The following is a 26,418-nucleotide window of genomic DNA, read 5'->3' as shown; positions in this document are numbered from 1 at the left end:
GACCTGCGATGCAGTCGCTGTCAGCCTCCGATCGCGCACTCGGCGACATCCTCGTCGCCCGTCGCGTCCTCACGCTCGGCCAACTCGACGAGGCAATCGCCCTCGCCGAGGCTTGGCACGTCAGCCTCGGCAACGCCATTCTGTCGCGGAACTGGGCTGAGCCGGCGGTCTATTACCAAGCCGTCGCATACCACTACGAACTGCCATTCGTCGACCTCATAAGTGACCCACCCGATCCCGAGCTTCTCATCGAGGGAGAAGCGGATATCTACGCCCGCATGCTGATGATGCCGTGGAAGCAGCGTGACGGTCGGATCATTGTTGCGACCGCCGATCCCGGACCTGAGACCCTGCTGTTTGCCAGGAAGCGCTGGGGAGCGAACGTCGCCTTCGTCGTCGTCACCAAGTTCGACATCGTGTGGGCGGTGCAAGCCGTATTCGACGACGCATTGTCGGAGCGCGCCGTCTACGAACTCGCCGACCTCAGCCCCGAATTGTCGGCGCAGCGGGTCTTCACCCCGGGCCAGGTCATCTTCGGCTACGCACTGCTCAGCATGATCCTGCTCGGCCTCGCAGCCTCGCCGGTCACGACACTCATCGCCCTCAACGCAGCCATGAGCGTCTTCTACCTCGGCAATTTTGTCTTCAAGGGCCTCCTCGTGCTGTTCGGTGGCGTACGCACCACCGATGAAACCATCGCGATCGAAGCGCGCGCGCTCACCGACGATGAACTGCCGGTCTTCACAGTGCTGGTGCCGATGTACAAGGAGCCGGCAATGCTGCCGATGCTGGCTCAGGCGCTGCGCGATCTCGACTATCCGCTCGGCAAGCTCGACATCAAGCTGGTGCTGGAGGCCTGCGACCACGAGACGATCGAGGTCGCCAGCAAGCTCGGTCTCGAAGGCATGTTCGAGATCATCCGGGTTCCGCCATCGCTCCCGCAAACCAAACCCAAGGCCTGCAATTTCGCGCTGCAGTTTGCGCGTGGCGAGTTCCTCGTGATCTACGACGCCGAGGACCGGCCGGAACCGGACCAGCTCCGCAAGGTGGTCGCGACGTTCCGGAAGTCGTCGGCCGATACCGTCTGCCTGCAATGCAGCCTGAGCTATTTCAACGCGAGCGAGAACTGGCTGACGCGCATGTTCACGCTGGACTACGGCCTCTGGTTCGACCAGATGCTGCCCGGCCTGGACCGCCTTCGCATTCCCATTCCCCTGGGGGGCACGTCCAATCATTTCAAGATCGACGTGCTGCGCGAGCTCCACGGTTGGGATCCGTTCAACGTCACCGAGGACGCCGATCTCGGCGTACGCCTGACCCAGCAAGGCTACCGCGTCGGCATCGTAGATTCCACGACGTTCGAGGAGGCGAGCTGCCACGCCGGCAACTGGATCAGGCAGCGCTCGCGCTGGATGAAAGGCTATATGCAGACCCTACTGGTACACACCCGGCGCCCGCTTCGTTTCATGGGCAAGATTGGACCGCTGGGCTTTCTCGGCTTTGTCTTCTTCATCGGCGGCACCGTACTGTCCGGTCTCCTAAACCCGGTTTTCTGGTTGCTCTATATCGCCTGGATGATCGCTGCCATAAGCGGATTGGAGGCCATCTTTCCAGAGCCGCTGCTGTTCCTGAGCCTGTTCAACCTTCTCGCGGGCAATGGCGCGTTGATGTTTCTCAACATGCTGGCGCCAATCCGGCGCGGCTGGCTCAATCTCATCCCCTACAGCCTCACCGCGTTCGGCTATTGGGTCATGCTCTCGATCGCGACCTATCGTGGCCTGTGGCAGCTGCTGCGAAATCCGTTCTACTGGGAGAAGACTCACCACGGCGTCTCGAAGCACGTCGCTCGCGAACTGGCGCGGGCACAGGAGGCCGTAGCATGAGCTGCCTGTTGCCGCTCGGGACGCTGATGGCAGTCGTCTGCGCGGCGGTCTTCGCAGCCTCGATGAGTGCCGTGACGACTGGCCTCGTTCCCAATGATGCCGTGACGCTGTGGGCGAGCGCGATGGCCGCGGGCGAAGGACAAATGCCGGTGGGGCGCATTCTTGCCGCCTATCCTACCATTCCCTTCCTGGCCACGACGCTGCTGCAGGTCGTCACCCCGGCCGGGACGCCTACCCCCGTTCTCCTGACCGGGGTCGTTCTCGCGCTGCTCGCCGGCGGCCTGCTGACCACCTTTCACCGTATCGGCGTAGCCGCTGCCGTCGCGCCGTTGATCGTCGTTCTGATCGTGCTGCATCCGGCGATCCTGCGTGCCGCGATTGCCGGACCATCCGAGATGATCTTCACCGCCTTTCTGTTCCTGCTCGGCTGCGCATTGTTCAGGCTACGCGCCCGTACCGGAGCCCCCGAGGTGATGGCCGTCGCCCTGTCGTTGCTCGGCCTGACCTTTTCGCATCCGATGGGCGCGGCAATGACCTGCGCCGCCGTCCCGTTTTTCGTGCTGGTGATCCATCCTGAGCAATTGTCCAGGACGACGTTGAATCTGGTGCTGGCATTGCTGTTTCCAACGGCGTTCTGCGTCGCGGCGTTCTCCTATATGTCCTGGATATTCCCCGGCAGTGGCTGGACCTTCCTGGTAGCGCCCGCCGAAGGAGTCGCCACCTGGGCCACGGGATTCTTCACCCTGTTTGGCCATGGACTATCCGGATCCCTCGCGTTCGACGCCGGCATTGCGACGATAGTGGCGATCCTGATCGGCGCGCCGATCACGGGCTTCGCGATCGTCTCGATATGGCGCCTGCGGCCGTTGCTCGCGCCGACCCTGACGTTCGTGTTGACGGCCGTCGCAGCGGCCGCTCTCGCGGCCACCACCGGCCTGTTCGGCGATCCCGCAGCGCTTGCGGTGATGCCTCCGATCCTGGCCGCGATCGTCGTGATTCACATGCCGCCGGTGCGCAAGCGTTTGGGCATCGTGGCCGTGCTGCTGGTGCTCGGATGGTTCGGCGGCGTCGCCGCTCTGGTGATTGCGGATCCCAGCGGCGCCGTCAGCGTCGCCATAGCCCTGGAAGGCCATCACGCGGACGCGGAGCGGAGCGCTGCGATCGACCTCGGCCACGCCAGCGTCGGACGCGACGGCATTCTCGTCGACACGCTGAACTCCCCCGCAATCGTGCTCGGACGGGGCAGCGCGCGCGGACTGCTGCCGCCATCGGACGAAGCGTTCACGCTCGGGATTCTGTTTTCACGGATCGATGCGCCTTTCGTGGCGGTTCCTGATCCGCAGTTCGGCAGCGGAGCGCAGGACCGCCTGAACAAGGCCTTTCCTCTGCTCTATCGGCGCGGAGCGCCGGGTTATCAGCTTATCTATGACAAGTCCGGCTGGCGGCTGTTCGAACGCACCAAGGCCACCAAGGAACAGGCCACTATTCACGACTGAATCGAGGATTCGGAGTTCAAGGGAGTTCATCATGCGTATTCTCGTTGTCGACGATTCTGAAGACGGGCGGGACCTCACAGAGGCGATGCTCCTTGCAGCGGGATATGAGCACGTCATCACCGCAGCGTCCGCCAACGACGCCTATCGTGCTCTTGGGATCGGTGTGTCGTCGGCAGGGCCGCCGACGGTCGATCTTGTGCTGCTCGACATCGTCATGCCTGACGTCGACGGCATCGAAGCATGCGCGCGCATCCGCAAGGACCCGCGCTGTGGCAGCGTGCCTATCATCATGGTGACGGCGCTCGGTGACACCGACAGCCTGGGCAATGCGTTCGTCGCTGGCGCGACCGACTACATCACCAAGCCGGTGAACCGCGTGGAACTGTTGGCACGCGTTCGGTCCGCGCTCAAACTGAAGGCGGAATTCGACCGCCGCGAAGCACGCGAGGCCGAGTTGACGAGCATCGCATCAAGATCGGGCGATCGTCGCGCATCGAACTGGATCGACGCAAACACCGGCCTGTTCGTCGGCGAGATAGCCGAAGCATACCTGCTCGCTGACGTGACTTTCCCCCCTGGCACCGAGACGTCCATCATCGCGCTCGCCGTCGATCGGCTGAGCGTGCATCTGGAAACCAGTGGAGGCCTCGGGTCCGGCATCATGGCCCGCGTCGCAGCAGCGGTGCGCGCCTCGGCGGCGTCTGTCGGCGTCGTTGCAGCCATCTACCGCGACGGTGTCATGGTCCTGATCCTTCCCGACCAATCTCGCGCGTCCGCCATCAAACTGGCCGAGACGTTGCGCGCCTCGATCGCGGGTCTCAGGATATCCAATCCGGAAGCGATTGCGTCCCATCACGTGACCGCGAGCGTCGCCGTCGTGACAGAACGCGTCAACAGCGCCGGTCGCATCCATCTCCTCACCCGCGCCATCACCGCGGTGTCAGAAATCGCTGCAGCCGGCGGCGACCGTGTCGTGCCGCAATGTGCCTAGCTCGTTCGATGGTCCGAGCGTGTGCGACGAAATTGCCCAGCACGCTGGCCAAGGGCTGGAAGATCCTGTCGATGTTCGCCATGACCTTAGCGGGCTCCGCGAGCCCGGCGTTGGCCGGAGCCTGGACACTCGATGCCGGAACAGGCGCTTTGGTGTTCACCGGTACGGCCATGCAGTCGACCCGCGTTTTTGACAGCAACAGCAGACTGCGCCCCATCCCGCGCTACGGCAAGAACGAAGCCCAGGTCCTGATCGAATATGGCCTGACTGATTGGTTGACCGCCATGGTTCAGCCCTCCCTACAGAACGTCGACATCGCAGCGCCCATCGGCGCGCAGCGCAGCGGCCTCGGCTACACCGACATCGGCGCCAGAGCCAGGATCTGGTCAGATTCCGCCTGGGTCGTTTCTGCGCAGGCCACGGTGCGCATTCCAGGCACATTCGACAGGACCAACCCTGCCGCGACCGGATACACCGATCACGAAATCGAACTTCGAGGCCTCGCCGGCTACAGCTTCGAGGCAGGAACACTTCCGGCCTTTGTCGACCTCCAAGTTGCGCAGCGATATCGCCTGGGGGGCCCGCCCGACGAATTTCGCGCAGACGTCACGTTCGGCGTTCGTCCTGCCGACAAATGGCTATTGCTCACGCAATCGTTCAACGTCGTGTCCGAGGGGGCCGGCAACTGGCGCTTCGGCAGCTTCGCCTATCACAAATTCCAGCTCAGCGCGGTGTATGCGATAACCCCGGCATTGTCGTTGCAGTTGGGCGGCTACACGACCTATTGGGGCCGCAACGCCCTGCAAGAGAACGGCCTGGTGCTCGGGGCATGGTACAAGTTCTAAGTCAGGGTTTGCGACAGACGCCCGTCCATGCGCATGCCAGGACGGCTTCCGCCGGCTTGCCCTGTACGGTGAAGTCAGTGTCGGCGCCCCCGCCGACGGCAGGATCGGTAAACCATCGCCAGACCAGGACGCCAGCAACGGCCGGACGTTTCAGCACTGCGAGCCAGTCTGTGATCACGTCGGCCTGAAGCTGCGCGTCCACGGGCGCGGCCCGCTCCTCGGCGCTTTCCCAGGGCTTGGCGGCAGCACCCTTGGCCGAGCGCAAGCCAATCTCGGCGACCAGCACAGGCTTCCCCCAACGATCCGACAGCGCGTCGAGTCGCTTCGCCACCGCCTCCATCGCTGCGATGCGGCCGGCCCGGTCATCGTCGGCACCAAGTGGCGGATACAACGAGACGCCAATGACATCGAGTAGAGGCCAGAAGCCGACCGTTTCGGCTTCATCCGCGTTGTGCGCAACGTAAAGCAGAGTGCGCGGAAACGCTGACCTCACTGCCGCGATCACACTGTCCCATTCGGGGCGCTGCGTGGTCTTGGCGAGTTCAGTGCCGACCGCGAGAACATCGGCGCCTTCTTCCGCTGAGATCCGGGCGATGCGCTCGAGCTCGGTCCGGTACCTCGCAAACCACGCCTTCCAGTCCTGCTCCGAAACCGGCTCGACAGCGCCGGCCCAGCTTTCCGGCACCCAGACGTGCGGCTTGACGATGACCGTCAGGTCGCTCCCCCGCACCTGCCGAATCGCCAAACGCAGCGTCTCGTCCGACATGTCGCTTCCCCTGACAATGTCCGGCGCCTTTGGGCCGGATTGCCATAGAAACGGGATCACGGCGACCGAAGTGGCACCAAGCCTCTTCGTCATCGACAGAGCACGTTCCGCCGCCGCGCTGCCGAAAGGATGGTTTGGTGTCGCCACGATGTTGAAGCCGTCCAGGCGCCGGCCGAAAGCCGGATTCAGGATGTCGACTGCGAAGGCCGCCCACAGCAGCGACCGAAATACGATTGGGTTGGATAAGACTTGCATTTGATGCGGCCTGCTGCCCATTTGCAAACCAGTCTTCAGGTCGCGGACTACGACGAACCGCCTGCGAGTCGCTCGCGTCACGCGCCACAGTTCAAAAAAAGCTGCCCGTCGATGTCGGCTGCGCATCCGCGATGGTCCGCATGTGGAGGATTGCGCCTGTCGCAACTTGCCGTCAACGCACAAGAATTCAACCGCCTCCCCGCAATACTCCGGATATCCGTCAATCAACTGCTACTTACGCAAGCTGCAATTCGCTATCCAAACTCCCGACTCTAATCTAAGATAAGATCGTCAAGGTATTATTACGCAAAGACCTGTCAACTCAGCATTTAGGCACCGCTGCTATTAGTTATGTCTACTTTTGTGCACATCGTCCGAGTGAGATCGCGCTCATGTCCGCTACTGGATGCCGGTCAATATCGAAATGAATTTTGAGCCTCAGATATCTCCGGTCGAAGTCCTACATGTCGACGACGACGCCGACGCCCGTGAGATCGTCGGGACAGCCATTGAATTCGATCCCATCCTTTGTTTACGTAGTTGCTCCTCAGGAGAGGAGGCACTCGCCACGACTGAAAAATGGTCGCCGGATCTCATCCTGCTCGACCTCAACATGCCCGGAATGGACGGCCCAACGACGCTGGCGCGCCTGAGGGAGCGACCGCAGACGGCCGGCATTCCGGTCATCTATGTTACCGCCGCTGCGACGGCAAAGGATCTTGAAGATCTCCGGGGCCTCGGTGTCGCAGGTGTCATCGCAAAGCCCTTCGATCCAGCTTCCCTCTGCTCGCGGATCAATGGAATCCTCTGCAAGAGCCATCGCGCACTCGAAAGAGCCAGGAGTGAGCTGGAAGAAAAGCTGGCAGTCGCCAATGCTGTCATCGACTCGTCGGAGGACGCCATCGTTGCGAAGGATCTCTCGGGGACCATCCTGTCATGGAACCCGGCGGCCGAGCACCTCTTCCAATTCCGACCGAACGAGGTCATCGGCCGAAGCATCCGCATGCACATCCCGCCAGAGCAGTTTGTCCATGACCAGTATATTCTCGATCAGGTCAGACAAGGCAGAAGCATCGACAGCCTGGAAACGAGGCGCTTGCGCAAGGACGGCACGGCGATCGACGTGTCACTCCGCGCCATACCGATTCGGCGGCGCAACGGGACGATCATCGGCGCCTCGATTGTCGAGCGCGATATCAGCAAGCAGAAGCAGGTCGAGGAGAGTTTCCTGAAGACCAACTCTTCTCTCGAGCAAGAGGTTGCCGCCAGAACTGCAGAACTGAAGACCATCATCGATGCGATCCCGAGCATGATCGCCTATTGGGACCGGGACCTTAGATGCCGTTTCGCAAACTCCGCCTACGTCGAATGGTTCGGCTGGTCGCCTGAGCAGCTCATCGGCAGCCATATCAAGACGCTGCTCGGCGACTCGCTGTTTGCCAAGAATGAACCCTACATTCTGGGAGCCCTGGCAGGTCTGCAACAAAACTTCGAGCGCACGCTGGTCAAGACGGATGGAAGCTCCCGCTACACCTGGGCAAATTATGTTCCGCATCGCAACGAGTGCGGAGACGTGCTCGGCTTTTTCGTACTTGTAACCGACATCACCGAGATGCGCGAAGCGCAACGCCGGATCAAGGAAAGCGAAGATCGGTATCGCATTTTGGCCGATCACAGCTCAGACTTGATCATTCAACTCGATCGCGATCTTCGCCTACGTTACGTCTCCCCCGCCTGTCGCGACATTCTCGGGATGACTGAAAGCGAGCTCCTTGACAAACAGCTTTTCGGTCCAATCCATCCAGAACATGTGGAGCAGCTGCAAACCACCTTGAATTCGCTCCTTGCCGACACCGTCGAGCAGAGTTCGATTTCCATCCGGGCTCACGATCGCGGCGGACGCTGGATCTGGCTCGAGGCCGTGATGAGATCGCTCAGGGATCCAGTTTCGGGAGAGATTTGCGGTATCGTCGGCGCGCTTAGAGACATATCGGCTCGCAAGGCTGCCGAGGAGCGCTTCCGCCTCGTGGTCGAATCCACGCCGACCGCCATGATCATGATCGATCGATCTGGTCGGATTTCACTGGTGAACCGCCAAGCCGAACGGCTGTTCGGCTACGACAGCAACGAACTGCTCCATCAACGAATTGAACTATTGATTCCGGCCCGCGAACAACATCAGCACCAAGCCCATGTCGATCACTATTTCGCCAGTCCCGCACTCCTGGAGTCGTCGCAGCGAGCGATGGGTGCCGGACGCAAGCTTCATGGCCGGCGCAAGGACGGCAGCGAGTTTCCCGTTGAGATCGGACTGACGCCCATCAACACGGACGAGGGCGTCATGGTCCTCGGCGCTGTCGTCGATATCACGCTCAGAGAGCGGGCCGAGGCGGAACACCGTCAGTTCAATAAGAGGCTTGAACAGCAGGTCGCGCAACGTACCGCCGAACTCGAGACCGCAAACAAGTCGCTAGACGACTTCGCCTACGCCGCATCGCACGATCTCAAAGCGCCGCTGCGGGTCATCGATAACGCCTCGAAATGGCTCGAGGAAGATCTCGCACCACACCTGACCGGAGAAAATCGAGAGAACATGCAGCTGTTGCGTGGCCGCGTGAGGCGGCTCGAGAAGCTGCTCGATGATCTCCTGCAGTTCTCACGGATTGGCCGTGAAGCCGCCGGGACTGAGATCATTTCTGGTGCGGAGCTCATGGACAATGTGCTCGCTCTGGTCGATGTTCCGGATCAATTCGAGGTGGTCGTGGGGACAGAATTCGGCGCGATCAGCGTCTATCGCATGCCGTTGCAGCAGATCATGATGAACTTGGTCAGCAATGCCATCAAGCATCATGACAAAACCTCGGGTCGTATCGAGGTCAGCGTCATGGCTTCAGGATCGCAGCACGCGTTTGCCGTCAAGGACGACGGCCCTGGCATTCCCGCCCAGTTCCATGACAGGATCTTCAAGATGTTTCAGACGCTCAGACCTCGCGACCAAGTCGAAGGCAGCGGCATGGGCCTTGCCATCGTGCGCAAGCAGATCGAGCTGTCGGGGGGATCGTACGCCCTCGAATCGAGCGCAGGCAACGGGACGACCTTCCACTTCACACTACCGACTCCGGAAAAGGGGCGCGAGCCGTGACTAGCGACCTTGTCGAAAGGGCCCGAGCCGTCACCATCTTGCTGGTCGACGACGACGACGGCGACGCCAAATCGGTGCAACGCGCGTTCAAGTCTGCCAGGATCATCAATCCACTGTTGAGAGCAAGCGACGGCGTGGACGCGCTCGACATGCTGCGCGGGACGAACGGAAAAACACGGCTGAGTTCCCCGATTGTCCTGCTCGTGGATATCAACATGCCGCGCATGAACGGCATCGAGCTGGTGAAGGAGCTCAGGCTGGATGCGGAATTGCACCGCACCATCGTGTTCATCCTCACCACCTCCAGCCGCGACGAGGACAAGCTCGCCTCCTACGATCTTAATGTGGCGGGGTATATACTCAAGGAGCATGTCGGAGACAGGTTTCATAACCTTGTCGAACTAATGGCAGGGTATTGGCGGATCGTGGAGATCCCATGAGTATCTCCGGAGATCCTGATGACGCCCTGAGAATCCTCATCACCGACGACGATCAGGGAGACCGCAAGCAAGTTCTGCGTGCTCTCAAACTCGCTGGAATACCCTGCGAATGCGTCGAGGCGAGCGACGTCGACGAGGCGCTGGTCGCATGCGAGCGACAGTCCTTCAATGTTGCGGTCGTCGACTACAGGCTGCCGGGATGCGACGGGCTCGACGGCGTGGAAGTCCTCCACCGAAGCGCCCCGGCAATGTTCATCATCATGGCGACGGGCCAGGGCGACGCGACCGTTGCCACCGAGGCTATGAAGCGCGGTGCGTCTGACTATATCGCGAAGGAACACATCAACGAGCGGTCAATCGGTCGCATCCTTCGCTATGCACGCAAAAAGGCAGCGATGCAGCTTGCTATCGATCAGCAACGCGAGGAACTGGAGCGCTTCGCCGACGTGCTCGTCCATGACCTGAAGTCGCCGATTTCGTCGATCCGCGGATTTGCGTCGATCATTAGCCATGCCGTCAAATCAGGCAAAGCTGACCCAGACAAGATCGCCGACTACTGCGGACGTATGGTCCACCTGGGCGAGCGCATGGTCGCATTGGTCGACACCCTCCATGAGTACACCAAATCGGACGCGCATGTGGTCTTCGAGCCGGTCGACCTGAACCTCGTGGTAGAAGACACGCTGTCCAATCTGGGGCAGATGATCAGCAACAGAAAGGCCCAGGTGACACATGACCATCTACCGGTCGTCTTCGGCCACGCACCACTCCTGACGCAGCTGCTGCAGAATCTGATCGGGAACGGCATCAAGTATTGCGAAGCCGCGGTGCCCGCATTGCACGTTTACGCCACATCAGCGGAGCCAGACTACTGGCGGATCGGCGTTCGCGATAATGGCATCGGCATCGCTCCGGAATTCCACCAGCAGATCTTCGAGCCGTTCAAGCGCCTGCATGCGCGGGACAAATTCGAAGGAACCGGCCTCGGTCTCGCAACCTGCCGAAAGATCGTCGAACGCCACAATGGCAAGATATGGTGCGAGTCGAATGTTGAAGGAGGCACGACGTTCAATTTCACTCTTCAGTCACCTAAGATGCTTTTGAGAACGGTTGGCCCAATCATCTTGTGACAAGCCCCACACCCATTCCTCATCGACGTGCCGTGCTTCCTGCAATCCAGCCGTCGCGGTGATCTGCGTTGAGTGGCTGCAAAGGCCTGATCATCGTGGCGGGTTTCCTGACCTGGCCGGTTGGCGCTGCCTCGATCCGACGCCTTCCGGCGGGAAACGAAACCAGCACAGAATTTCCAAATGAGGGGGATGGAGAATTTCCAAATGCGACCGAGAGCACCACGGACGCATGCGATTCAGGCGGTAATATCAGCGGAGTAAGCTGGCGGGGCGGGAGGGATCGAGCGATCCGTCGAGAACGCGGAGGATAGCCTCATGCAGCACGTCGGCCCAGCCGATCCCTCCGGGCCGCCTGCGGCTCCACAATTGCGCCAGAGCCTTCAGCCGCACCAGATCGGTCTCAGACAGAGCCTCGATCGCCGCTGCTGCATCGGCGACGGTGCGACCGACGTTCAAGCCAACTCCAGGGGTGCCAATCGATCGTTCCATGACAGCTATTATGCGGCCGGGCAGATCCGTTGCGGACAGCCCTCGGGAAAAAATTTCGGTCGTGTCCGCGCTACCGATCCGAGATCCGCATCCTCTCCATGCACAAAAGGAGAGAACCGTGGATCACATCGCCAAAGCACGCCGCTGGTATGCTGAGGACCTACGCTGCAAGACGCCAGTTCTGCGCAACCCACACATTGTCGAAGCCTTCGGCGCCGTCCCGCGAAAGGCGTTCGTCGGCCCAGGTCCTTGATCATACCATATCCCTACCGGGAGCCGTTCATCACCCCGGACGACGATCCAAGGTGGCTCTATCACGACGTCCTGGTCGCGATCGACCCGAGCCGGAAGCTCAACAATGGGATGCCGAGCTTTTGGGCCCGCAACTTCGAGCACCTCGATATCGCACGGGGTGAGCGGGTGCTGCAGGTCGGAGCGGGCAGCGACTACTATTCGGCCGTGCTTGCCGAAATCGTCGGACCCTCCGGCCGGGTGACGGCGGTCGAAGTCGATCCAGCTCTCGCCGCTCGAGCCCACATTAGCCTGAAGGGCTGGCCGCAGATCCAGGTGATCTCCGGCGATGGCCGGGATTTCCATGCCGACACGAGCGACCCTGACGTCGTGATCATGTTCGTAGGCTGCACGCATCCCGCCCCGCAATGGATCGATGGCCTCGCCGAAAACGGCCAACTACTGCTCCCGCTGACACGCGAGGAGGCCAGCATCTGACCTAACACACGCAATTACGGGGCCCTGGCTTTTCCTTCCAAGCGAGCCCTGTCAGTCGCGCAACATTTTCCGCAGCCTGTCTGGTGCAAGGATGCAGATACGGCGGTACGATAGCGTCACGTGCCCGTTCGACTCAAGCTTGCGAAGGATGGCGCCGGCCGTGGTTCGGGCAACATTGGCCATATAGGCAATGTCTTCATGATTGAGGTCAACTTCGATCGCCTGTCCGTTTTCCAGATTTGCGATGCGGCAGTCGCCGAGGCGGAGAAGCACAGCGACGAAGCGCTTGACGTGATTGCGGATCATCAAGTCATCCGAGCCCCCCATTGCCAGATCGAGGTGCTCAAGGGTCAAAAGCCCGAGAGACCGCCAAGCAGCAGGGTCACAACCAATAATCTCGTCAACGCTGTGCAGAGGCAGATGTAGCATCGTGGTTGGCCTGGTAGTCGTTAGGCCGACCCGTCGTGGCTGACGGGTAAAGACTGCGCCCTCACCAAACCAAGTGCCGGGCATCGCGAAATGCGCGGTATAAGGTCCAAGCTCCCGGGGCGCAATCGAGATGCCGAGCCCGCCCTCGACCAGCCCAAAGAGACCGCCGGGCTCATCGCCGACCGCATAGACCGGCTTGTTGGCTCCAAAGCGCACGATCAAGCAGTGCTTCAGTACAGCACTCCTAAACGACGGCGTCGTATGACGGAGCCAGCCCTTGCGGCTGACGATTTCACAAGCGTGTTCCCTGCTGAGCATTTTAGCTCCAATAGGTCGCTGGTGATCAATCTTGATCCGGCTTTCTTGATAGCCAGCGTTCCGTACGCCCGATTGATCGAGATCAATCCCGCAACGATTGTTTTTCTGTTCGATACTACCTTCGCCCGCCGCTTCGGCGACAAACGGATGAAACTCAGCCTGCAGCGCAGCAAAACCTACGGGTTCATTTCAATGTGAAGCGAGGAGGTCAGGATCATGCTGAAACGAAAGCGATCAACGCTTCCTGCTTCGATCGCCTTTGCGGTTGCCGGGCTTGCGCTCGCTGCTGCCCTGCCCGAAGCGGCGCAGGCACAATCCGCGACGACCGGCGCTCCCGACGACGTTGCGGCCAAAGGCGCATTCGACCCGGATGACGGCGTTGCCCGCGAATCCAGGCCGGAGACGCCGGCCGCCGTCCAGGCGAAGGAACGCTACTCGCCCTATGCCGGCCGCAAATATCCGACCCGCGTGTTTTTCGGCGACACCCATCACCACACCGCCAATTCCGGCGACGCGTTCATGGGTGGCAACAAGCTGACGCCGGAGCAGGCCTATCGTTTCGCGCGCGGCGAAGAGGTCGTGTCCTCAAGCGGCGTGCCGGCGAAGCTGTCCCGTCCACTCGACTTTCTGGTTGTCTCGGACCACGCAGAGGGGCTCGGCCTCATGTTTCAGGTCGCGAACGGCAACCCAGCGTTCGCTTCGGATTCAACTCTCACGCGTTGGGGCAAGGCGCTGAAGAATGGCGGAAAGGAGCAGCAGGACGCCATGAACGAGCTTGTGTCGGCACAAGCCAACAACAAGCTTCCGCCTCCGATAAAGGACCCCAAAATTGTCGGGCCGATCATGAGGTCTGTCTGGCAGGAATACACGTCGACCGCCGAGAAGTTTAACGAACCTGGGCGCTTCACCGCGATGATCGGCTTCGAATGGACCTCGGTTCCCGGCGGCAACAACCTGCATCGCAATGTCCTGTTCCGCGACAACAAGGACCGGGCCGATCAGATCCTGCCGTTCTCCGCCTGGCAGAGCGAGGACCCGGAAAAACTCTGGGACTGGATGGAGAAGTACGAGCGGAAGACCGGCGGCAAGCTGCTCGCCATCCCGCACAACGCCAACCTGTCCAACGGACGCATGTTCGAACCGGTGGATTTCGCCGGCAAGCCGCTCACCAAGGATTACGCCGAGCGCCGCGCGCGCTGGGAGGTCTTGCAGGAAATGATGCAGACAAAGGGTTCGAGCGAGACACACCCGTCGCTGTCGCCGAACGACGAGTTCGCGGACTTCGGAATTGCGGGTTGGGAGTACGGCAACCTGACGCTCGAAGACAAACCGCTATCCCGCGACATGATGCCGACCAACTATCTCCGCTGGGGATTGCTTCAGGGGCTGATGCAGGAGCAGAAACTCGGCGTCAACCCGTTCAAATTCGGCTTTATCGGCGGCACCGACGTTCATAATTCGCTGACGTCGATCGAGGAGGACAATTTCTACGGCAAGCACGTCAACCAGGAGCCGAGCCCGAAGCGCTGGGAACACGTCTCCAAACAGGGCTTCGGCAAGACGCGATACACGTGGCATTATACGGCGGCCGGCTACGCAGCGGTATGGGCGACCGAGAACACCCGCGAAGCGCTATGGGATGCGATGAAGCGCAAGGAGGTCTACGCGACCTCGGGCACCCGCATGACGGTCCGCCTATTTGCCGGCTGGGATTTCACGGCCGACGACGCCCGCTCGCGCTATGTTGCCGAGACGGGTTACACTAAGGGCGTGCCGATGGGCGCCGACCTGCCAAAGCCGCCGACAGCCGGCAAGGCCCCCTCCTTCCTCGTCGCAGCGATGAAGGACGCCTTGGGCGGCAACCTCGACCGCATACAGATCGTCAAGGGCTGGCTCGATAAGGCCGGTAAACCACAAGAAAAGATCTACAACGCGGTGTGGAGCGACGCGCAGCGCCGCAGGCTGGAAAAGGATGGCAGGCTACCGCCTGTGGGGGACACTGTCGACGTGGCGCACGCCACCTGGACCAACACCATCGGTGCGTCCGAACTCGTCGGCGTCTGGAAGGATCCAGACTTCGATCGATCCGTGCGGACGTTCTACTATGCGCGCGTCATTGAGATCCCGACGCCACGCTGGACCGCCTATGATGCGTTCCGGTTCGGGATCAAGATGCCACCGGAGGTGCCTATGAAGCATCAGGAGCGCGCCTGGACCTCGCCCATTTGGTACACGCCATCGTAAACGGGGGCACGCCCATGATGAGACGCCTCCTCAAAGAGCCTTTGTTGCATTTTCTGGCGCTGGCCGCCGTTGTCTTCGTCAGTTACGGCGTTTTCAATCGCTTTGAGGCTGGCAAACCTGACGAAATCGTCATCACAGAGTCCCGAATTGCCCGACTTGCCGAGCAGTTTGCCGCGATGTGGCAGCGGCCACCGGCATCCGCCGAGTTAAAGAACCTGATCGACGACTACGTCAAGGAGGAGATCCTCGTCCGAGAGGCCCTCGCGCTAGGTCTCGACAAGGACGACGCGATCATTCGTCGTCGTCTGCGTCTCAAGATGGAATTTTTCAACAGTGCCGAAACCGCGATCTTGACGCCGACCGACACCGAACTCGCAGATTATCTGAAGAACAATCCCGAAAAATTCGAGATTGATCCGGCTTACGCTTTCGAGCAGGTATTGCTGAGTCCCGACCGCCACGGCGAAAGGATCAGTCAGGACGCAGCGTCAGTCCTTCAGATCCTGCGCAGCAAATCGTCGATCGATCCGGACGAACTCGGCGACGCCACGCTACTCCCGTACAAGCTCGAACTCACCGGAAAGGCGCCGATCAGCCAGACGTTTGGTCCCGCTTTCGCCGACGCTCTCGACAAGATCGCACCTGGACAATGGAGCGGGCCGGTCGAGTCGGACTTCGGGCTCCATCTGATCCGGATCACGGAGCGACAGGTCGGGCGCGCCCCCGCGCTCGCGGAGGTTCGCGCGCCGGTCGAACGCGAGTGGGCCAATGAGAAACGAAAGGCGATCGAAGAGCAACGGCTCACCGCTCTGTTGACCCGCTATCGGATCACGATGGAGCAGATGCCGAAGGGTGCCGCCCGGCCGGCGGACGCCCCATGACTCGTATGGCCAGCATGATCCTCCTTCTTGCGCAATTGTTTGCGATCAATCTCGCCGTGGCCGATGAGCTCCGGCCCGCCTATCTCGACATCCGGGAGACAGCAGCCGACGAATTCGCGGTCGTCTGGAAGGTGCCGGCGCTCGGCGACTTGCGTCTCGGCATCTATATGCGTATGCCGGCGTCGTGCCGGCCCAAGGCGGAGCCGATTAGAACCATTCAGGCGGGATCGTTTTTTGAACGGTCGAGCGTGGTTTGCGTCGGTGGATTGAAGGGCCGGGAGATTTCCGTTGATGGGCTTCGGTCAGGCGCGACGGACGCACTGGCGCGAATTGAATATCGCGATGGCACCACAGAGGTCGCTCGCATCACCCCAGACGCTCCGACCATTCTCGTCGTGGGCGCCCAACGCAAACTCGATGTCGCCGAGACCTATCTGCTGCTGGGGATTGACCACATTCTCACCGGATTCGATCATCTGCTGTTCGTGCTGGCGCTGATGCTGCTGATCCACGACCTGTGGATGCTGGCCAAGACAATTACTGCCTTCACGATCGCGCACAGCATCACGCTGGCCGGCGCCACCCTCGGCTATTTCAGTCTGCCGCAGAAACCCGTCGAAGCCGCCATCGCACTCAGCATCGCCTTCGTGGCAAGCGAGCTCATCAAGATCAAGGTGGACAGCGAACGGCGTCTCTCGCAAGCCTACCCTTGGGTGGTCGCCTTCGCCTTCGGCCTGCTTCACGGCTTCGGCTTTGCCGGCGCCCTCAAGGAAACCGGATTGCCGCAGCTGGACATCCCGGTGGCGCTCCTCATGTTCAACGTCGGCGTTGAGGCCGGCCAGCTCCTGTTCGTTGCGGCGATACTGATCGCGGTCAGAGCGGCGACCGCTCTCGTCGCATGGCCGGTCGCGCCGGCCCGCCTCGCCGCCGCCTATCTGATCGGCACCATATCGATGGTCTGGTTCGTGACGAGGGTCACCAGTTTCGCAATCTAGAGGCACGATCCGTCGTGAGTATGCTCAAGCGCCTCCTGTAGCGATTACTCATTTTGGGGCTGGGCATTTTTGTCGTTTGGCTGATCGTCTTTGTGGTCTTCAAGGTGGCGGACCGCCGGTTGCCGTGGGTTCTTGCTCTGGGCTTCACCTATGGAGCTGCGGCGTATCTCGTTCTGCCGCGCGCCATCCGCCTCGGCTTGAGAATTCTCCAGCACGATCGTGTGCCGAGCTACAGCATCACGGGCGACGGGCTTCCCGGCGCCCCGTCGACATCGTGCTCGTCGGCACGCTGCAACAGCTTCGTTCCGCCATTGCCGGGATCGGCCGGTCCAAGGCGGATCAGCTCGGTCTGTCCAGTTCATGGGGCCTGGTCCGGGCCTTCGTGCTCAATTCGCCATACCCCACCGCTCCTTTCAGCACCCTCTATCTCTTCGGACGGGCCCAGGACATCGGCTTTCAGAAGGCCATCGATAACAGCCGCGGCACCGCCATCACATACGATCCTAGGGGTTGAGCCAGACGCGGGCTCAGGACACATGGCGATCGGCCGGCTTCTGGTCGAACAACGACCGGCCAACGGAGGACGAACACGTTCTCTGGATTGGCGCCGGGACAAGAGATACCGGTTTGTCCCCGACTCGGCTCTCGTATCAAATCACGTACGCGACGGCTTCGGATACGAACGCCGAGCGTGACTATATCATCGCCGAGTTAGCGAAGGGCAAATCGATCGGGGTGGTCGAGACCTATCGGGACGGCGAGCTGTGACCGACGGAACGCGTCAATCACTACGTTACCGACGGAGACGTCACCCTCGCGCGCCTTGTGGGGAACCACGCGTGATACGCCGCTGTTTGGTGCATGGCGCGACTCCCGCGCACTGCCCGGTAAAGGCTGCTTCATAGGGTAACATTCGCCATCGAATGGGCCGCCCACGATCAATCGCATCCTGGGTTGCGTGCTAGTTAGAGGCTGAAGCGACGCAGATTGACTCACCTCAAGGGTCTCGTCCGCAGGGCGTGCGTCGCTACGGTACCGATCTGCCGCACCATATCGTCGTCTGACGATGACTCCGCAGTCGATAAGCAAGCCGCAAATCAGGCCGCAATTGGCATCACATCACAAACTCTTGAAGGAGAGATCGCCGTGGCCACCAATCTCATCGCCGTTGTAATGCAATTCTTGACCCCTGACATGATCGCAAAGATCGCCTCTGCCTTGGGACTTGACCGGAGCGTAGCTCAAAAGGCGATTGGATGCGCGGTTCCCACACTCCTGTCGAGCTTGACGGACCTGGCTTCTACGCCGAGTGGCGCACGCCAGCTCACCAATACGTTGGCGCAACAAAAGCCGGATTCACTCGAGAGCCTCAAGAGCCTCATCGCGGGCTCAGGTCAGACGGCGCTCGCTGAAACCGGATCGAACATGCTCTCAGGACTCTTCGGTGGTGGAGCAACGGACACCATGGCGCAAACGATCGGCAAGTTCGCAGGCACTGGCGAGGGCTCCGGCAAGTTGCTGATCGGAATGCTTGGCCCCGTTGTCCTCGGCGCGCTTGGTCAACAGCAGCGCAGCGCCGGCCTCGACGCAAACGGGCTGGCGTCTCTTCTCGGCTCGCAAAGAGAGCATATCGCCGCGGCGCTTCCGTCGGGCCTGGCCGATCAGCTGAGCGCGGCCGGGCTTTTCGACAAGGCAGCGGGAACTCTGCGCAGCGGCGCAGCGGCAGTTTCGACCGCCGGAAGCCGAATTGCCGGCGCCTCGGAACGCACGATTTCCAGGGCCAGCCAGGCAGCTTCCGCGACGACCAGCGCGGCATCATCGCAGTGGCCTTATTGGCTGGCCGCTCTGGCGGTTCTGGGCGGCTTTGCCTGGTACGCTTTCGGGCGTCCCGGCAGCGAAACGGTCGCTCAGTTGTCGCCTCCCGCCGCGACGCAGCCTGTGACCGGAACCGTGGGCCTGGCGCCAGCGGCTCTCACGGTCGACGGGGTAAACTTGGCGAACCAGATCAACTCATCGGTAGGCGCCTTGAAGTCCGTGCTTCCGGGCATCACGGACGCCGCCTCAGCTCAAGCCGCGCTGCCAAAAATTCGCGAGGCAACAGCCCAACTGAATACAATCGGAAACCTCGCGGGAAAGCTCAGCCCAGAGGGAAGGAGCGCGCTTGCCAAGCTGACCGCAACGGCAACGCCAAAGGTCAACCAGATGTGCGACAAGGTGCTGGCGACCCCAGGCGTGGGAGGCGTCGCACAGCCGGCAATCGATGAATTTCGTGGAAAACTTGATGCGCTGTCGCGCGGTTGAGCGTCGGCGCTTGCAGCGCAGGTCGGCTCGAGCCGCCGACCGCGCTGCAACACCAAATGCAACCCGCAAAGCACTGTGCGCGAGTGCAAAAGACTGTGTCCCGGCATCCCCTGCGACATTTAACCTTCAATTGATCGCCCGTGATCAATGCCGATTCCATCACGTATGCAAAGTGGATGGGTGGTGCGAGCGGCGGCTCCGATCCGAACCTCGACGGACATCAGCGGCAACTTGAGCAATGTCACTTGGCGTCGCCGGCGACAATGGGCGGGACACACGCGGTCTGCGCCTGGTGGGCGTGCCGATGCCGGAACAAGGCTAGGAGGTCAGAATGCAGTTCACGCTGCAGAGTTTCGGTCCATTCCTGCATTGGCTCACGCTCGGCATTCTCTGCGTGATGTCGGTGGTTATCGCCCTGGTCATCTACAAGCTCGGAAGCCTGCCCGGTGACATCGCCAGAGCGCGCAACCATCCGCAAGCAAGGGCTATCGGAATCTGCGGCTGGATGGGCGTCATCACGCTTGTGCTGTGGCCTGTTGCGATGGTGTGGGCGCATCTCGACCCGCCGACCGCGGCGGACGACGATCCGAGCTCGGCAACAGTTGCCCCGTCGGTCATTGTCAAGCTGCAGCAGGCAACGCAACGACTCGCCGCGATCGAGGCACGCCTGCCCAAAACACCTGCGGAACGCGGAGCCTAGCCATGCTTTGGGCGATCGTGAGCTCCGCCTTCGTAATCTACCTTTACCGCATGCTCAACGCGCCTTCCGGCGCAGAAACCTCCGCCATCGTGACGCCGGCCGATGCGATCGAGGCCGAGCTGACAAGGCTCCTCAACCGAATTGAAGCGATCGAGACTGTCACCGGCGTCACGACGCGGAGAACCACGCCATGATGGCCGCCATCTTCGGTGTCTACATGCTGATCATTTGGCTGATCTTCGCCAAGCTCAAATTGATCCGCCTCAGCCTACCAATCGCGCTTGTACTAGCGGCGGTCGGGCCAGCCTTCGCCTTCTTCATTCTCGTGTCGATGAACAACTATCATCCGTCATCCACTGACGCGCGTGTATTCCAACGCGTCGCTCAGATCGTACCGCACATCACGACGCCAGGACGGATCCAGGACATCCTCGCGCAGCCGAATACGCCGATCAAGAAAGGCGATGTCATCTTCCGGATCGATCCGCAGTCCTTTCAGTTCGAGGTTGACCGACTGCAGGCTTCGCTGGCAGCCGCACAGCAAAGCGTGCCGCAGCTCAAATCCTCGCTCGATCAGGCGTCCGCGGGCGCGGAAAAAGCGACGGCGCAGCTCAACCTGGCAAGGGCAGATCTGGAGCGGCAGCGGGAGCTGTTCGCAAAGCAGGTGGTCGCCCAGGCGACGCTCGATCGCGCCAAGCGCAACGCCGAGACTGCGGAACAGACGCTTGCCGAGGCCAGGGCGGCCGAGGACCGCGCGCGGCTTGCCTACCATTCCAACATTGGCAACGACAACACCGCCGTGGCGCAGGTGCGCCAGCAGTTGGCAGCAGCACAATATAATCTCGACGAAGCGGTCGTTCGCGCGCCCTGCGATGGCTATGCGGTCAACCTGCAGCTTGTGCCTGGTGCCGTCGTGAGCGCTGCCGCAGCCGTGCTGCCATTCGTTTGCGACCGCGACGAAAGCAACCTCGGCATGGTGGTCGCGAGCTTCATGCAGGGCCCTTATCTCCAGATCAGGCCCGGCGACTATGCGGAAGTCGTGTTCCCGATGTATCCCGGTCGCGTGTTTCCCGGAAAAGTGGTCACGACTATCGACGTCGCCAGCGAAGGACAGCTAGCGGCAACCGGTCTGTTTCCCGGCGTCGGCAGCCCCAGCAACGCGCGATTTGCAGTTCGAATCCGACTGGACGACGCGGAGGAACTACGACTACCCGCAGGCGCTCAAGGGGATGCCGCAATCTATAGCGGCAACGTACAGATCGCCGGCGTCATTCGCATGGCGCTGATGCGGATCACGAGTTGGACCAACTACCTGTACTTTACGTCATGAGCCGGAGGGACGTCGTCATGATCAGAAACGGGCTGTACGCGCTAACCGTCGAGTTGCAGGACGGTATTCAAGGCGGAGGAAATGGCGTCCTTGTGCTGCGCGACGGCACCATCCGCGGCGGCGACTCCTTCTTCTACTTCACCGGCAGCTACGTCTGTAGCGGCGGCAAGTGGAAAGGCGAAGTCACTTCGCAAGAGCACAAGCTAGACTTGGCGACGCGTGTTTTCGCGCGAAAGGTCGCCACGATCGGCTTCAGCGGAACCTATACGGATCACAGTGCCGAAAACGCCAACACCGCGTTGCTTGGCAGTCGGAGTATTCCCTTCCGAACGACCCTGCGCCTGCTGCTCGCCGACCGGAACGGTGAAATGCCGGCGCTCGATCGCCGACACGACGAACATCGGCGTTATAAGGAAGTCGGCGCGACTGACCGTGTCGGGCAGCAATAAGAATAATTCATTTGCCCAAGGCTTCGCGATCCAGGGAGATCTATTTGGCGGCTGTGTACCAGATCGGCGAAGTCCAGGCCCGCTCCTGCACCGTGGCCGCCACACCATCGAGCAACGGCAACTTTGCGCGCACGGCGTCATAGGTGCTCCAGCGCGGCGTCGGGATCTGCAACACGCGCGCGTAGTAGAGGGCATGCAGTGAGGGATCAAAGTCGCCATCCACCCAGGTCCCCGTCAATTGCGGACTCCCGACCGAATTGCTGTAAGTTGCCGTCTTCAGATCGACGGTGTTGGCGACAGCAGGCAGCTTGCCGTCGGGCTCGAGCTTTCGATCGCCCGACCACGCGATGTTGATGATCTTCTCCTGCGGCGCGCCGTCGGCGCCGATCCAGCCCTTGATGATCTGGACACGATCGAGATTGGCGTCCTTCGGACCCTTGATCGCCATCACGTTGAAGCGCAAGGGCCGCTTCTCGCCGGGCGCGACCGCCGGCAGGGTTCCACCCATCGGCACGCCGAACCTGTAGCCGTTCTCGACCATGGCTTTCGGATTGGCGTCCGGCCCCGGAAGATCAAAGCCTGCGAACATTCGGACCTTGATGCGGACACCGCTCGTGGCAAACGTTTCTTTCGCCTTCATCGCGTCCCAGATGGCGCCGCGCGTATTGCTCGTCGCCCAGACGCCGGCCAGCGCTCCGGGATTGAGGTCGATCCCGCCGATCCAGCCGCCGACCTCAGCGGTTCGGCGTCGCTCGACCGTGCCGTCGGCGGCGCCATGGCTGCCAACCTTGAAATTGCCTTCGTCGGTATCGCCGGGCGTGCCGTTGTGGCTGTCGGTCCCTCCGACGACGCCATATTTGTAGGGATTGGCGCCCAGGGTGCGCTCGTATTCCAAGCCCTTCACAAGCCCGTAGCGGACGAAATTCTCCTTCTTCGCCACGCGCCCGCTGTAATTGGCCATCGAGTCCGCATTCTCGAAATTCGCGAATTCGTCGGCGGCCCAGAAACTCCGATGAACCTCCGAATTGCCCTTCACCTGCATCATTTCGATCAGTGGCTCGAAATGAGCGCGGGTTTTTGCATAGGCCGCATCGATCGGCTTGCCCTGGGGATCGAGCGGATCGAACATCATGCCCTTGCTGGCGTTCGAATTGTGCGGGATGGCGATGACCGAGGCGCCGATCTTTTCCAAGCCGCCCATCCAGGCCCAAAGCCCTTCCTCACGATTGATCTCGATGTAGCTCATCGGCCTCTCGGGAACACGGATGTCCCGGAAGAACACGTTGCGGTGCAGATTGCCGCCCTTGGGCGCAGCGCTCCATTCAAAGGCGGGAATGGTTGTGAACTTGCCGGGCTGATAGTTCCGCTCGGTGGCCTCGAGCTCGATGACCCAGGCACTCTTCGTGGTCTCCGGACCCGCGAAGAACGGCGGGTGCTGCGGCGTGTCGGAGCGATTGCTCTTCACCACATAGTTCAGAAACCAGGTTTCGCGGTCCTCGATCGAGGTCATCGACCGCAGCTCCTTCAGCTTGTCCTGATTATGCCCCGGCGCACCATCGACCATGGTCGAATACATCTCGCCGAGATACTCGGCGTGATCAGTCACCGCCGCGAAATCGAGCGGCTCGGCGACACGATGCACCTGCCCGTTGACCGTCATCTTCTCCCCCTGGGCAAAGCGATACGCGGTATCGGGCGTGAGCCGCGCTCCGCCGAGATAGGCGTCCAGCGAGTACGCGGTGTGGACGTGCGTTTCGCCGAAATAGGCCTCCCGCAGCGGGTTGGACGGAGCCTTGGCCTCGGCGGCAGCGATCCGCGCCTGCTCCTTCTGTATCGCGGGACTAGCCGCCATGAGCTTCAATTCGTCCGCATGTGCGAGCCGCGCGAACAAGAATGCGGCCAGCACCACGCTGGCGCAGATGGCGTCATGTCCGATTGCGATGAATTCACGAGCGGTCTTCATGGTCGGACCTCGCATTTGTTTGCCAAAATGCCTCGGTCCGGAGAGACGCACACCAGCCGGAACGGGACATCAGATCTGTCTCTTACTACCGCAGGCCGATTGACATTGATCGCCGGCGGTCATTTCGAATTGGCGCCTTGCCGAGTCGCTGCCCCCAGAGTTCCGCCTATCCGACCGGCGCGTTCAGGTCCTTGTAGCGAGTCGTGGCGCGGCGGAACCGATTCCAAATCCCCAATCACGAAGAGATCAGCGCGGGCCCGTCAGTTCTGGAGATGCGAGTGAACCCAGCGACGCAACCTGTCACGCGCATCGAGACCATCTCCAGCCGGGCACCTTCGTTGGTCGATTTGGCGTTGCGGCAACGGACCTGACCTGGATTCTCGTATCGTTGCCATCCGCTGAAATCGTGAGTTGCGAAACCTCGCTATTCAGAAAGGCAAAGGAACGGACGGATTGTTCGCGCATGAACAATCCGAGCCCGAATGATGTGCAAAAAACCATTGCGAGTGATGAATGCTTGCCCTTGGCGCTCACCTGCAGACAACCCGCTGGACCGTTCACGGACAACGCCGGCATCCTCTCATTTTTATGGCGGCAGCTAAAATGGGCATGCAAGGACGTAAACGCGTATCTCACCGAAACGAGGGTACAATTAGATCGCTCTAAGACGCACAACCTGTTGGAGCCACGCGGCGTCAGTATCGCAGAACTTTCGTATCCAGGATCCCAGACGAGACTCAGATTTTGCATCGAGACTTTTACAAATCGGAGAGTGACAATGCAGCGATGCAGGAAAATGGCGGGAATTTTGCTTGGCTTCGGGCTGCTGGCGGGAACAGCCAACCCGGCCGCGGCTTGGCCCGCGTTCACCAGCGGCGTGCTGCTAAATCAGCACCTTCCGGATTCAACCCTGCCGGTTCGCGGCGGCCAGGGGGACGCGAACGTCAATCGCAGCAGAAATATCCACCGCAACGCCAACGTGAACCGCAGCACAAGCGTCAGCAACAGGAGGAATACCAATGTCAACGTCAACAGGACCGCCAACATCAATGTCGACCTGCGTCGTCCCGTTCGCGTCTGGGCTCCACGCCCCTACTATGGGACTATGGTGGGAGGCGTTGCCCTCGGAACGATGATCGTTGTCTCAACCGCAGGCACGGTACCGGTCGCTCCCTCATCGACCCTTTGCTGGTATTGGAGCGATCCGACCATGACGGGGGGATACTGGGACTACTGCAAATAGGCGCGGCGCTCGCGCGGGAGACAACAAGGCCTTGCTTCAACGGCCGCCGACAAAGACGAGCATGCCGTGGTCGGATTAAGAATCTTTCATCTGGATTGCCCGCACCAAGGCCGCAGCAACCGCATGGCCGCAACCGACGCCCGATACCGTCAATCAGTTGGTGTGACGGCATCAATCGAATACAGGTCCAGTCGCCGGGAAAAGACCCATGAAGAAGCCGACAGCAGAATTCACCGGGACATCCATGCTCGTTTTCTTCGGACGCGGCGCGGCGGTCTTCGCGGTAAGGGGACTGGGTAGACGGCCGTCGACGAGCTCGGCATCGAGTTCGCATGCGGATTGGTCACCGTCGCGATGTCCTATGGAATTGGTCCGGTCTCCGGTTGCCACGTCAAGCCGGCTGTGAGTTTTGGCGTGCTCGTTTTCTCAACGGCAACGCTGATGTGACCGTGTTCAGCACGAAGGACCGGTACCGAAGCATCATCAACAGCAGCGCAGAACCGATAGGAATGCCAGTATGCTTCATCGAGCCTTGCCACTTATCCTGTGCCTGCTGTTCAACGGCGCTGCCGTCGCCGCCGGTTCGGGTGTTGGTCCTGATCAGGTTCGGGTCGAAGAAAAACTGATACTTCTCTCAACACCGATTCCTCTGCTCGCCTACGAATTTCGTCCCATCATCGAAGGCCCCCTTCCCCTCGTCATCATGAACCATGGCGAGTCGCTGGATGCCACCGAGCGCAGCTTCTTTCCGCTGGTCGAATTCCGGGATGCCGCTCTGTGGTTCGCGCGGCGACGCAATCTGGTCGTTGTTCCGATCCGGCCTGGCTTCGCGCGCTCCGCGATCGACCTTCCCGAGCGCGGTCTCTACGGGCTGTATTTCGGCGATGTCGGGACATGTTCGGCTGTCAATTTCCGCGACGCGGGGATAGCCGTTGCCACGATCAATCAGTGGGTCATCAACCATATGATCGCTCAAAACGAAGTCTTGCCGAAGGGCATCATCGTCGTCGGTCAATCGGGTGGCGGCTGGGGGGCCATCGCGCTCTCAAGCCTGAAGTCGGACGCGATCCGGGCCATCATCACGTTTGAGGCGGGCCGTGGCGGCCATGTCGACGGCAAGCCCAACAACAATTGCGCGCCTGACAAGCTCGTGGCGGCTGCCGGCGAGTTTGGTCGCACAGCCAGGATCCCGATGCTATCGATCTACGTCCACAACGACACCTATTTCGGACCCGACCTGTCGAAGCAGGTGCTGGATGCCTATCGGGCTGCCGGCGGAAACGCCGAGTATCACCTGCTTCCGGATTTCGGAGACGAAGGGCATTTCTTCCTCCACTCGGCTGACGCCATCCCGATCTGGTCGCCGCTCGTAAGCCGATTCCTCGATCAGCATCCATAA

General features: G+C 61.1%; 25 protein-coding genes. 21 read left to right on the top strand and 4 right to left on the bottom strand.

The window, feature by feature from the left end:
- The first annotated feature begins 8 nt into the window (after positions 1-8).
- Genes ACVIJ6_RS26285 through ACVIJ6_RS26270 form a run of 4 tightly spaced genes read left to right on the top strand, consistent with a single transcriptional unit; the run spans position 9 to position 5,215 of the window.
- Positions 9-1,883 (top strand): glycosyltransferase family 2 protein, encoded by a 1,875-nt coding sequence (locus tag ACVIJ6_RS26285; protein WP_456775075.1) that lies wholly within the window; start codon positions 9-11, stop codon positions 1,881-1,883.
- Positions 1,880-3,379, top strand: coding sequence for a hypothetical protein (locus ACVIJ6_RS26280; protein WP_456775074.1), 1,500 nt, complete (start codon positions 1,880-1,882; stop codon positions 3,377-3,379). Before ACVIJ6_RS26285 ends, ACVIJ6_RS26280 begins: the two co-directional genes overlap by 4 nt.
- Positions 3,309-4,370: a response regulator gene (locus ACVIJ6_RS26275; RefSeq protein WP_456775073.1), complete on the top strand. Its 1,062-nt coding sequence runs from the start codon at positions 3,309-3,311 to the stop codon at positions 4,368-4,370. Before ACVIJ6_RS26280 ends, ACVIJ6_RS26275 begins: the two co-directional genes overlap by 71 nt.
- A gap of 32 nt (positions 4,371-4,402) precedes the next feature.
- The gene (locus tag ACVIJ6_RS26270) at positions 4,403-5,215 is read left to right on the top strand and encodes a hypothetical protein (RefSeq protein ID WP_456775072.1); all 813 of its coding nucleotides are present in this window, start codon (positions 4,403-4,405) and stop codon (positions 5,213-5,215) included.
- 1 nt (position 5,216) lies between these two features.
- Here the strand turns inward: ACVIJ6_RS26270 and ACVIJ6_RS26265 are convergent, their stop codons facing one another.
- Entirely contained in the window at positions 5,217-6,362 is a 1,146-nt protein-coding gene (locus ACVIJ6_RS26265) for a glycoside hydrolase family 113 (protein WP_456775071.1), read from the bottom strand.
- 280 nt (positions 6,363-6,642) lie between these two features.
- Between ACVIJ6_RS26265 and ACVIJ6_RS26260 the strand changes: the two genes are divergently transcribed.
- The 3 genes from ACVIJ6_RS26260 to ACVIJ6_RS26250 are packed head-to-tail and all read left to right on the top strand — an operon-like array spanning position 6,643 to position 10,948.
- Positions 6,643-9,378: a PAS domain S-box protein gene (locus ACVIJ6_RS26260; RefSeq protein ID WP_456775070.1), complete on the top strand. Its 2,736-nt coding sequence runs from the start codon at positions 6,643-6,645 to the stop codon at positions 9,376-9,378.
- Positions 9,375-9,818: a response regulator gene (locus tag ACVIJ6_RS26255; RefSeq protein ID WP_456775069.1), complete on the top strand. Its 444-nt coding sequence runs from the start codon at positions 9,375-9,377 to the stop codon at positions 9,816-9,818. Before ACVIJ6_RS26260 ends, ACVIJ6_RS26255 begins: the two co-directional genes overlap by 4 nt.
- The gene (locus tag ACVIJ6_RS26250; RefSeq protein ID WP_456775068.1) at positions 9,815-10,948 is read left to right on the top strand and encodes an ATP-binding protein; all 1,134 of its coding nucleotides are present in this window, start codon (positions 9,815-9,817) and stop codon (positions 10,946-10,948) included. Before ACVIJ6_RS26255 ends, ACVIJ6_RS26250 begins: the two co-directional genes overlap by 4 nt.
- Before the next feature lie 249 nt (positions 10,949-11,197).
- Here ACVIJ6_RS26250 and ACVIJ6_RS26245 read toward each other — a convergent pair whose 3' ends face one another.
- Positions 11,198-11,404 carry a hypothetical protein gene (locus tag ACVIJ6_RS26245; RefSeq protein WP_456775067.1) on the bottom strand — a complete coding sequence of 69 codons (207 nt, stop codon included), beginning with the start codon at positions 11,402-11,404 and terminating at the stop codon, positions 11,198-11,200.
- Between the two features lie 282 nt (positions 11,405-11,686).
- Here ACVIJ6_RS26245 and ACVIJ6_RS26240 point away from each other — a divergent pair, with 282 nt between their 5' ends.
- Entirely contained in the window at positions 11,687-12,166 is a 480-nt protein-coding gene (locus ACVIJ6_RS26240) for a protein-L-isoaspartate O-methyltransferase family protein (RefSeq protein ID WP_456775066.1), read from the top strand.
- A 51-nt stretch (positions 12,167-12,217) separates the two neighbouring features.
- Here ACVIJ6_RS26240 and ACVIJ6_RS26235 read toward each other — a convergent pair whose 3' ends face one another.
- Positions 12,218-12,811 carry a Crp/Fnr family transcriptional regulator gene (locus ACVIJ6_RS26235; RefSeq protein ID WP_456777087.1) on the bottom strand — a complete coding sequence of 198 codons (594 nt, stop codon included), beginning with the start codon at positions 12,809-12,811 and terminating at the stop codon, positions 12,218-12,220.
- A 45-nt stretch (positions 12,812-12,856) separates the two neighbouring features.
- Here ACVIJ6_RS26235 and ACVIJ6_RS26230 point away from each other — a divergent pair, with 45 nt between their 5' ends.
- The 11 genes from ACVIJ6_RS26230 to ACVIJ6_RS26180 all read left to right on the top strand — a co-directional run bounded on the left by ACVIJ6_RS26230 (position 12,857) and on the right by ACVIJ6_RS26180 (position 21,813).
- Complete coding sequence (locus ACVIJ6_RS26230) at positions 12,857-13,111, top strand: hypothetical protein (RefSeq protein WP_456775065.1); 255 nt, start codon at positions 12,857-12,859, stop codon at positions 13,109-13,111.
- Between the two features lie 18 nt (positions 13,112-13,129).
- Complete coding sequence (locus ACVIJ6_RS26225) at positions 13,130-15,157, top strand: DUF3604 domain-containing protein (RefSeq protein ID WP_456775064.1); 2,028 nt, start codon at positions 13,130-13,132, stop codon at positions 15,155-15,157.
- Positions 15,158-15,171: 14 nt separating this feature from the next.
- Positions 15,172-16,038 (top strand): peptidylprolyl isomerase, encoded by an 867-nt coding sequence (locus ACVIJ6_RS26220; RefSeq protein WP_456775063.1) that lies wholly within the window; start codon positions 15,172-15,174, stop codon positions 16,036-16,038.
- A 56-nt stretch (positions 16,039-16,094) separates the two neighbouring features.
- A complete protein-coding gene (locus ACVIJ6_RS26215) occupies positions 16,095-17,033 on the top strand; it encodes a HupE/UreJ family protein (RefSeq protein WP_456775062.1) in 939 nt (312 codons plus the stop codon).
- Positions 17,034-17,307: 274 nt separating this feature from the next.
- The gene (locus ACVIJ6_RS26210) at positions 17,308-17,547 is read left to right on the top strand and encodes an LssY C-terminal domain-containing protein (protein ID WP_456775061.1); all 240 of its coding nucleotides are present in this window, start codon (positions 17,308-17,310) and stop codon (positions 17,545-17,547) included.
- Entirely contained in the window at positions 17,544-17,801 is a 258-nt protein-coding gene (locus tag ACVIJ6_RS26205; RefSeq protein WP_456775060.1) for an LssY C-terminal domain-containing protein, read from the top strand. The genes ACVIJ6_RS26210 and ACVIJ6_RS26205 overlap by 4 nt, the downstream gene beginning before the upstream one ends.
- Positions 17,802-18,179: 378 nt before the next feature.
- A complete protein-coding gene (locus ACVIJ6_RS26200) occupies positions 18,180-19,334 on the top strand; it encodes a DUF937 domain-containing protein (protein WP_456775059.1) in 1,155 nt (384 codons plus the stop codon).
- Between the two features lie 331 nt (positions 19,335-19,665).
- Complete coding sequence (locus ACVIJ6_RS26195) at positions 19,666-20,034, top strand: DUF3302 domain-containing protein (protein WP_456775058.1); 369 nt, start codon at positions 19,666-19,668, stop codon at positions 20,032-20,034.
- Positions 20,035-20,036: 2 nt separating this feature from the next.
- Positions 20,037-20,228, top strand: coding sequence for a hypothetical protein (locus tag ACVIJ6_RS26190; RefSeq protein WP_456775057.1), 192 nt, complete (start codon positions 20,037-20,039; stop codon positions 20,226-20,228).
- Positions 20,225-21,364 carry an HlyD family secretion protein gene (locus ACVIJ6_RS26185; protein ID WP_456775056.1) on the top strand — a complete coding sequence of 380 codons (1,140 nt, stop codon included), beginning with the start codon at positions 20,225-20,227 and terminating at the stop codon, positions 21,362-21,364. The genes ACVIJ6_RS26190 and ACVIJ6_RS26185 overlap by 4 nt, the downstream gene beginning before the upstream one ends.
- A gap of 17 nt (positions 21,365-21,381) precedes the next feature.
- On the top strand, positions 21,382-21,813 hold the full coding sequence (locus ACVIJ6_RS26180) for a hypothetical protein (RefSeq protein WP_456775055.1): 432 nt from the start codon (positions 21,382-21,384) through the stop codon (positions 21,811-21,813).
- Between the two features lie 40 nt (positions 21,814-21,853).
- On the opposite strand, the gene ACVIJ6_RS26175 is transcribed toward ACVIJ6_RS26180, so the two are convergent.
- Positions 21,854-23,776 carry a DUF3604 domain-containing protein gene (locus ACVIJ6_RS26175; RefSeq protein ID WP_456775054.1) on the bottom strand — a complete coding sequence of 641 codons (1,923 nt, stop codon included), beginning with the start codon at positions 23,774-23,776 and terminating at the stop codon, positions 21,854-21,856.
- A 463-nt stretch (positions 23,777-24,239) separates the two neighbouring features.
- Between ACVIJ6_RS26175 and ACVIJ6_RS26170 the strand changes: the two genes are divergently transcribed.
- Positions 24,240-25,019 (top strand): hypothetical protein, encoded by a 780-nt coding sequence (locus tag ACVIJ6_RS26170; protein ID WP_456775053.1) that lies wholly within the window; start codon positions 24,240-24,242, stop codon positions 25,017-25,019.
- A gap of 517 nt (positions 25,020-25,536) precedes the next feature.
- Positions 25,537-26,418, top strand: coding sequence for an alpha/beta hydrolase family protein (locus tag ACVIJ6_RS26165; RefSeq protein ID WP_456775052.1), 882 nt, complete (start codon positions 25,537-25,539; stop codon positions 26,416-26,418).

It is taken from the genome of Bradyrhizobium sp. USDA 4369, from assembly GCF_054056435.1.
This window is presented reverse-complemented; position numbering and strand designations above follow the sequence as displayed.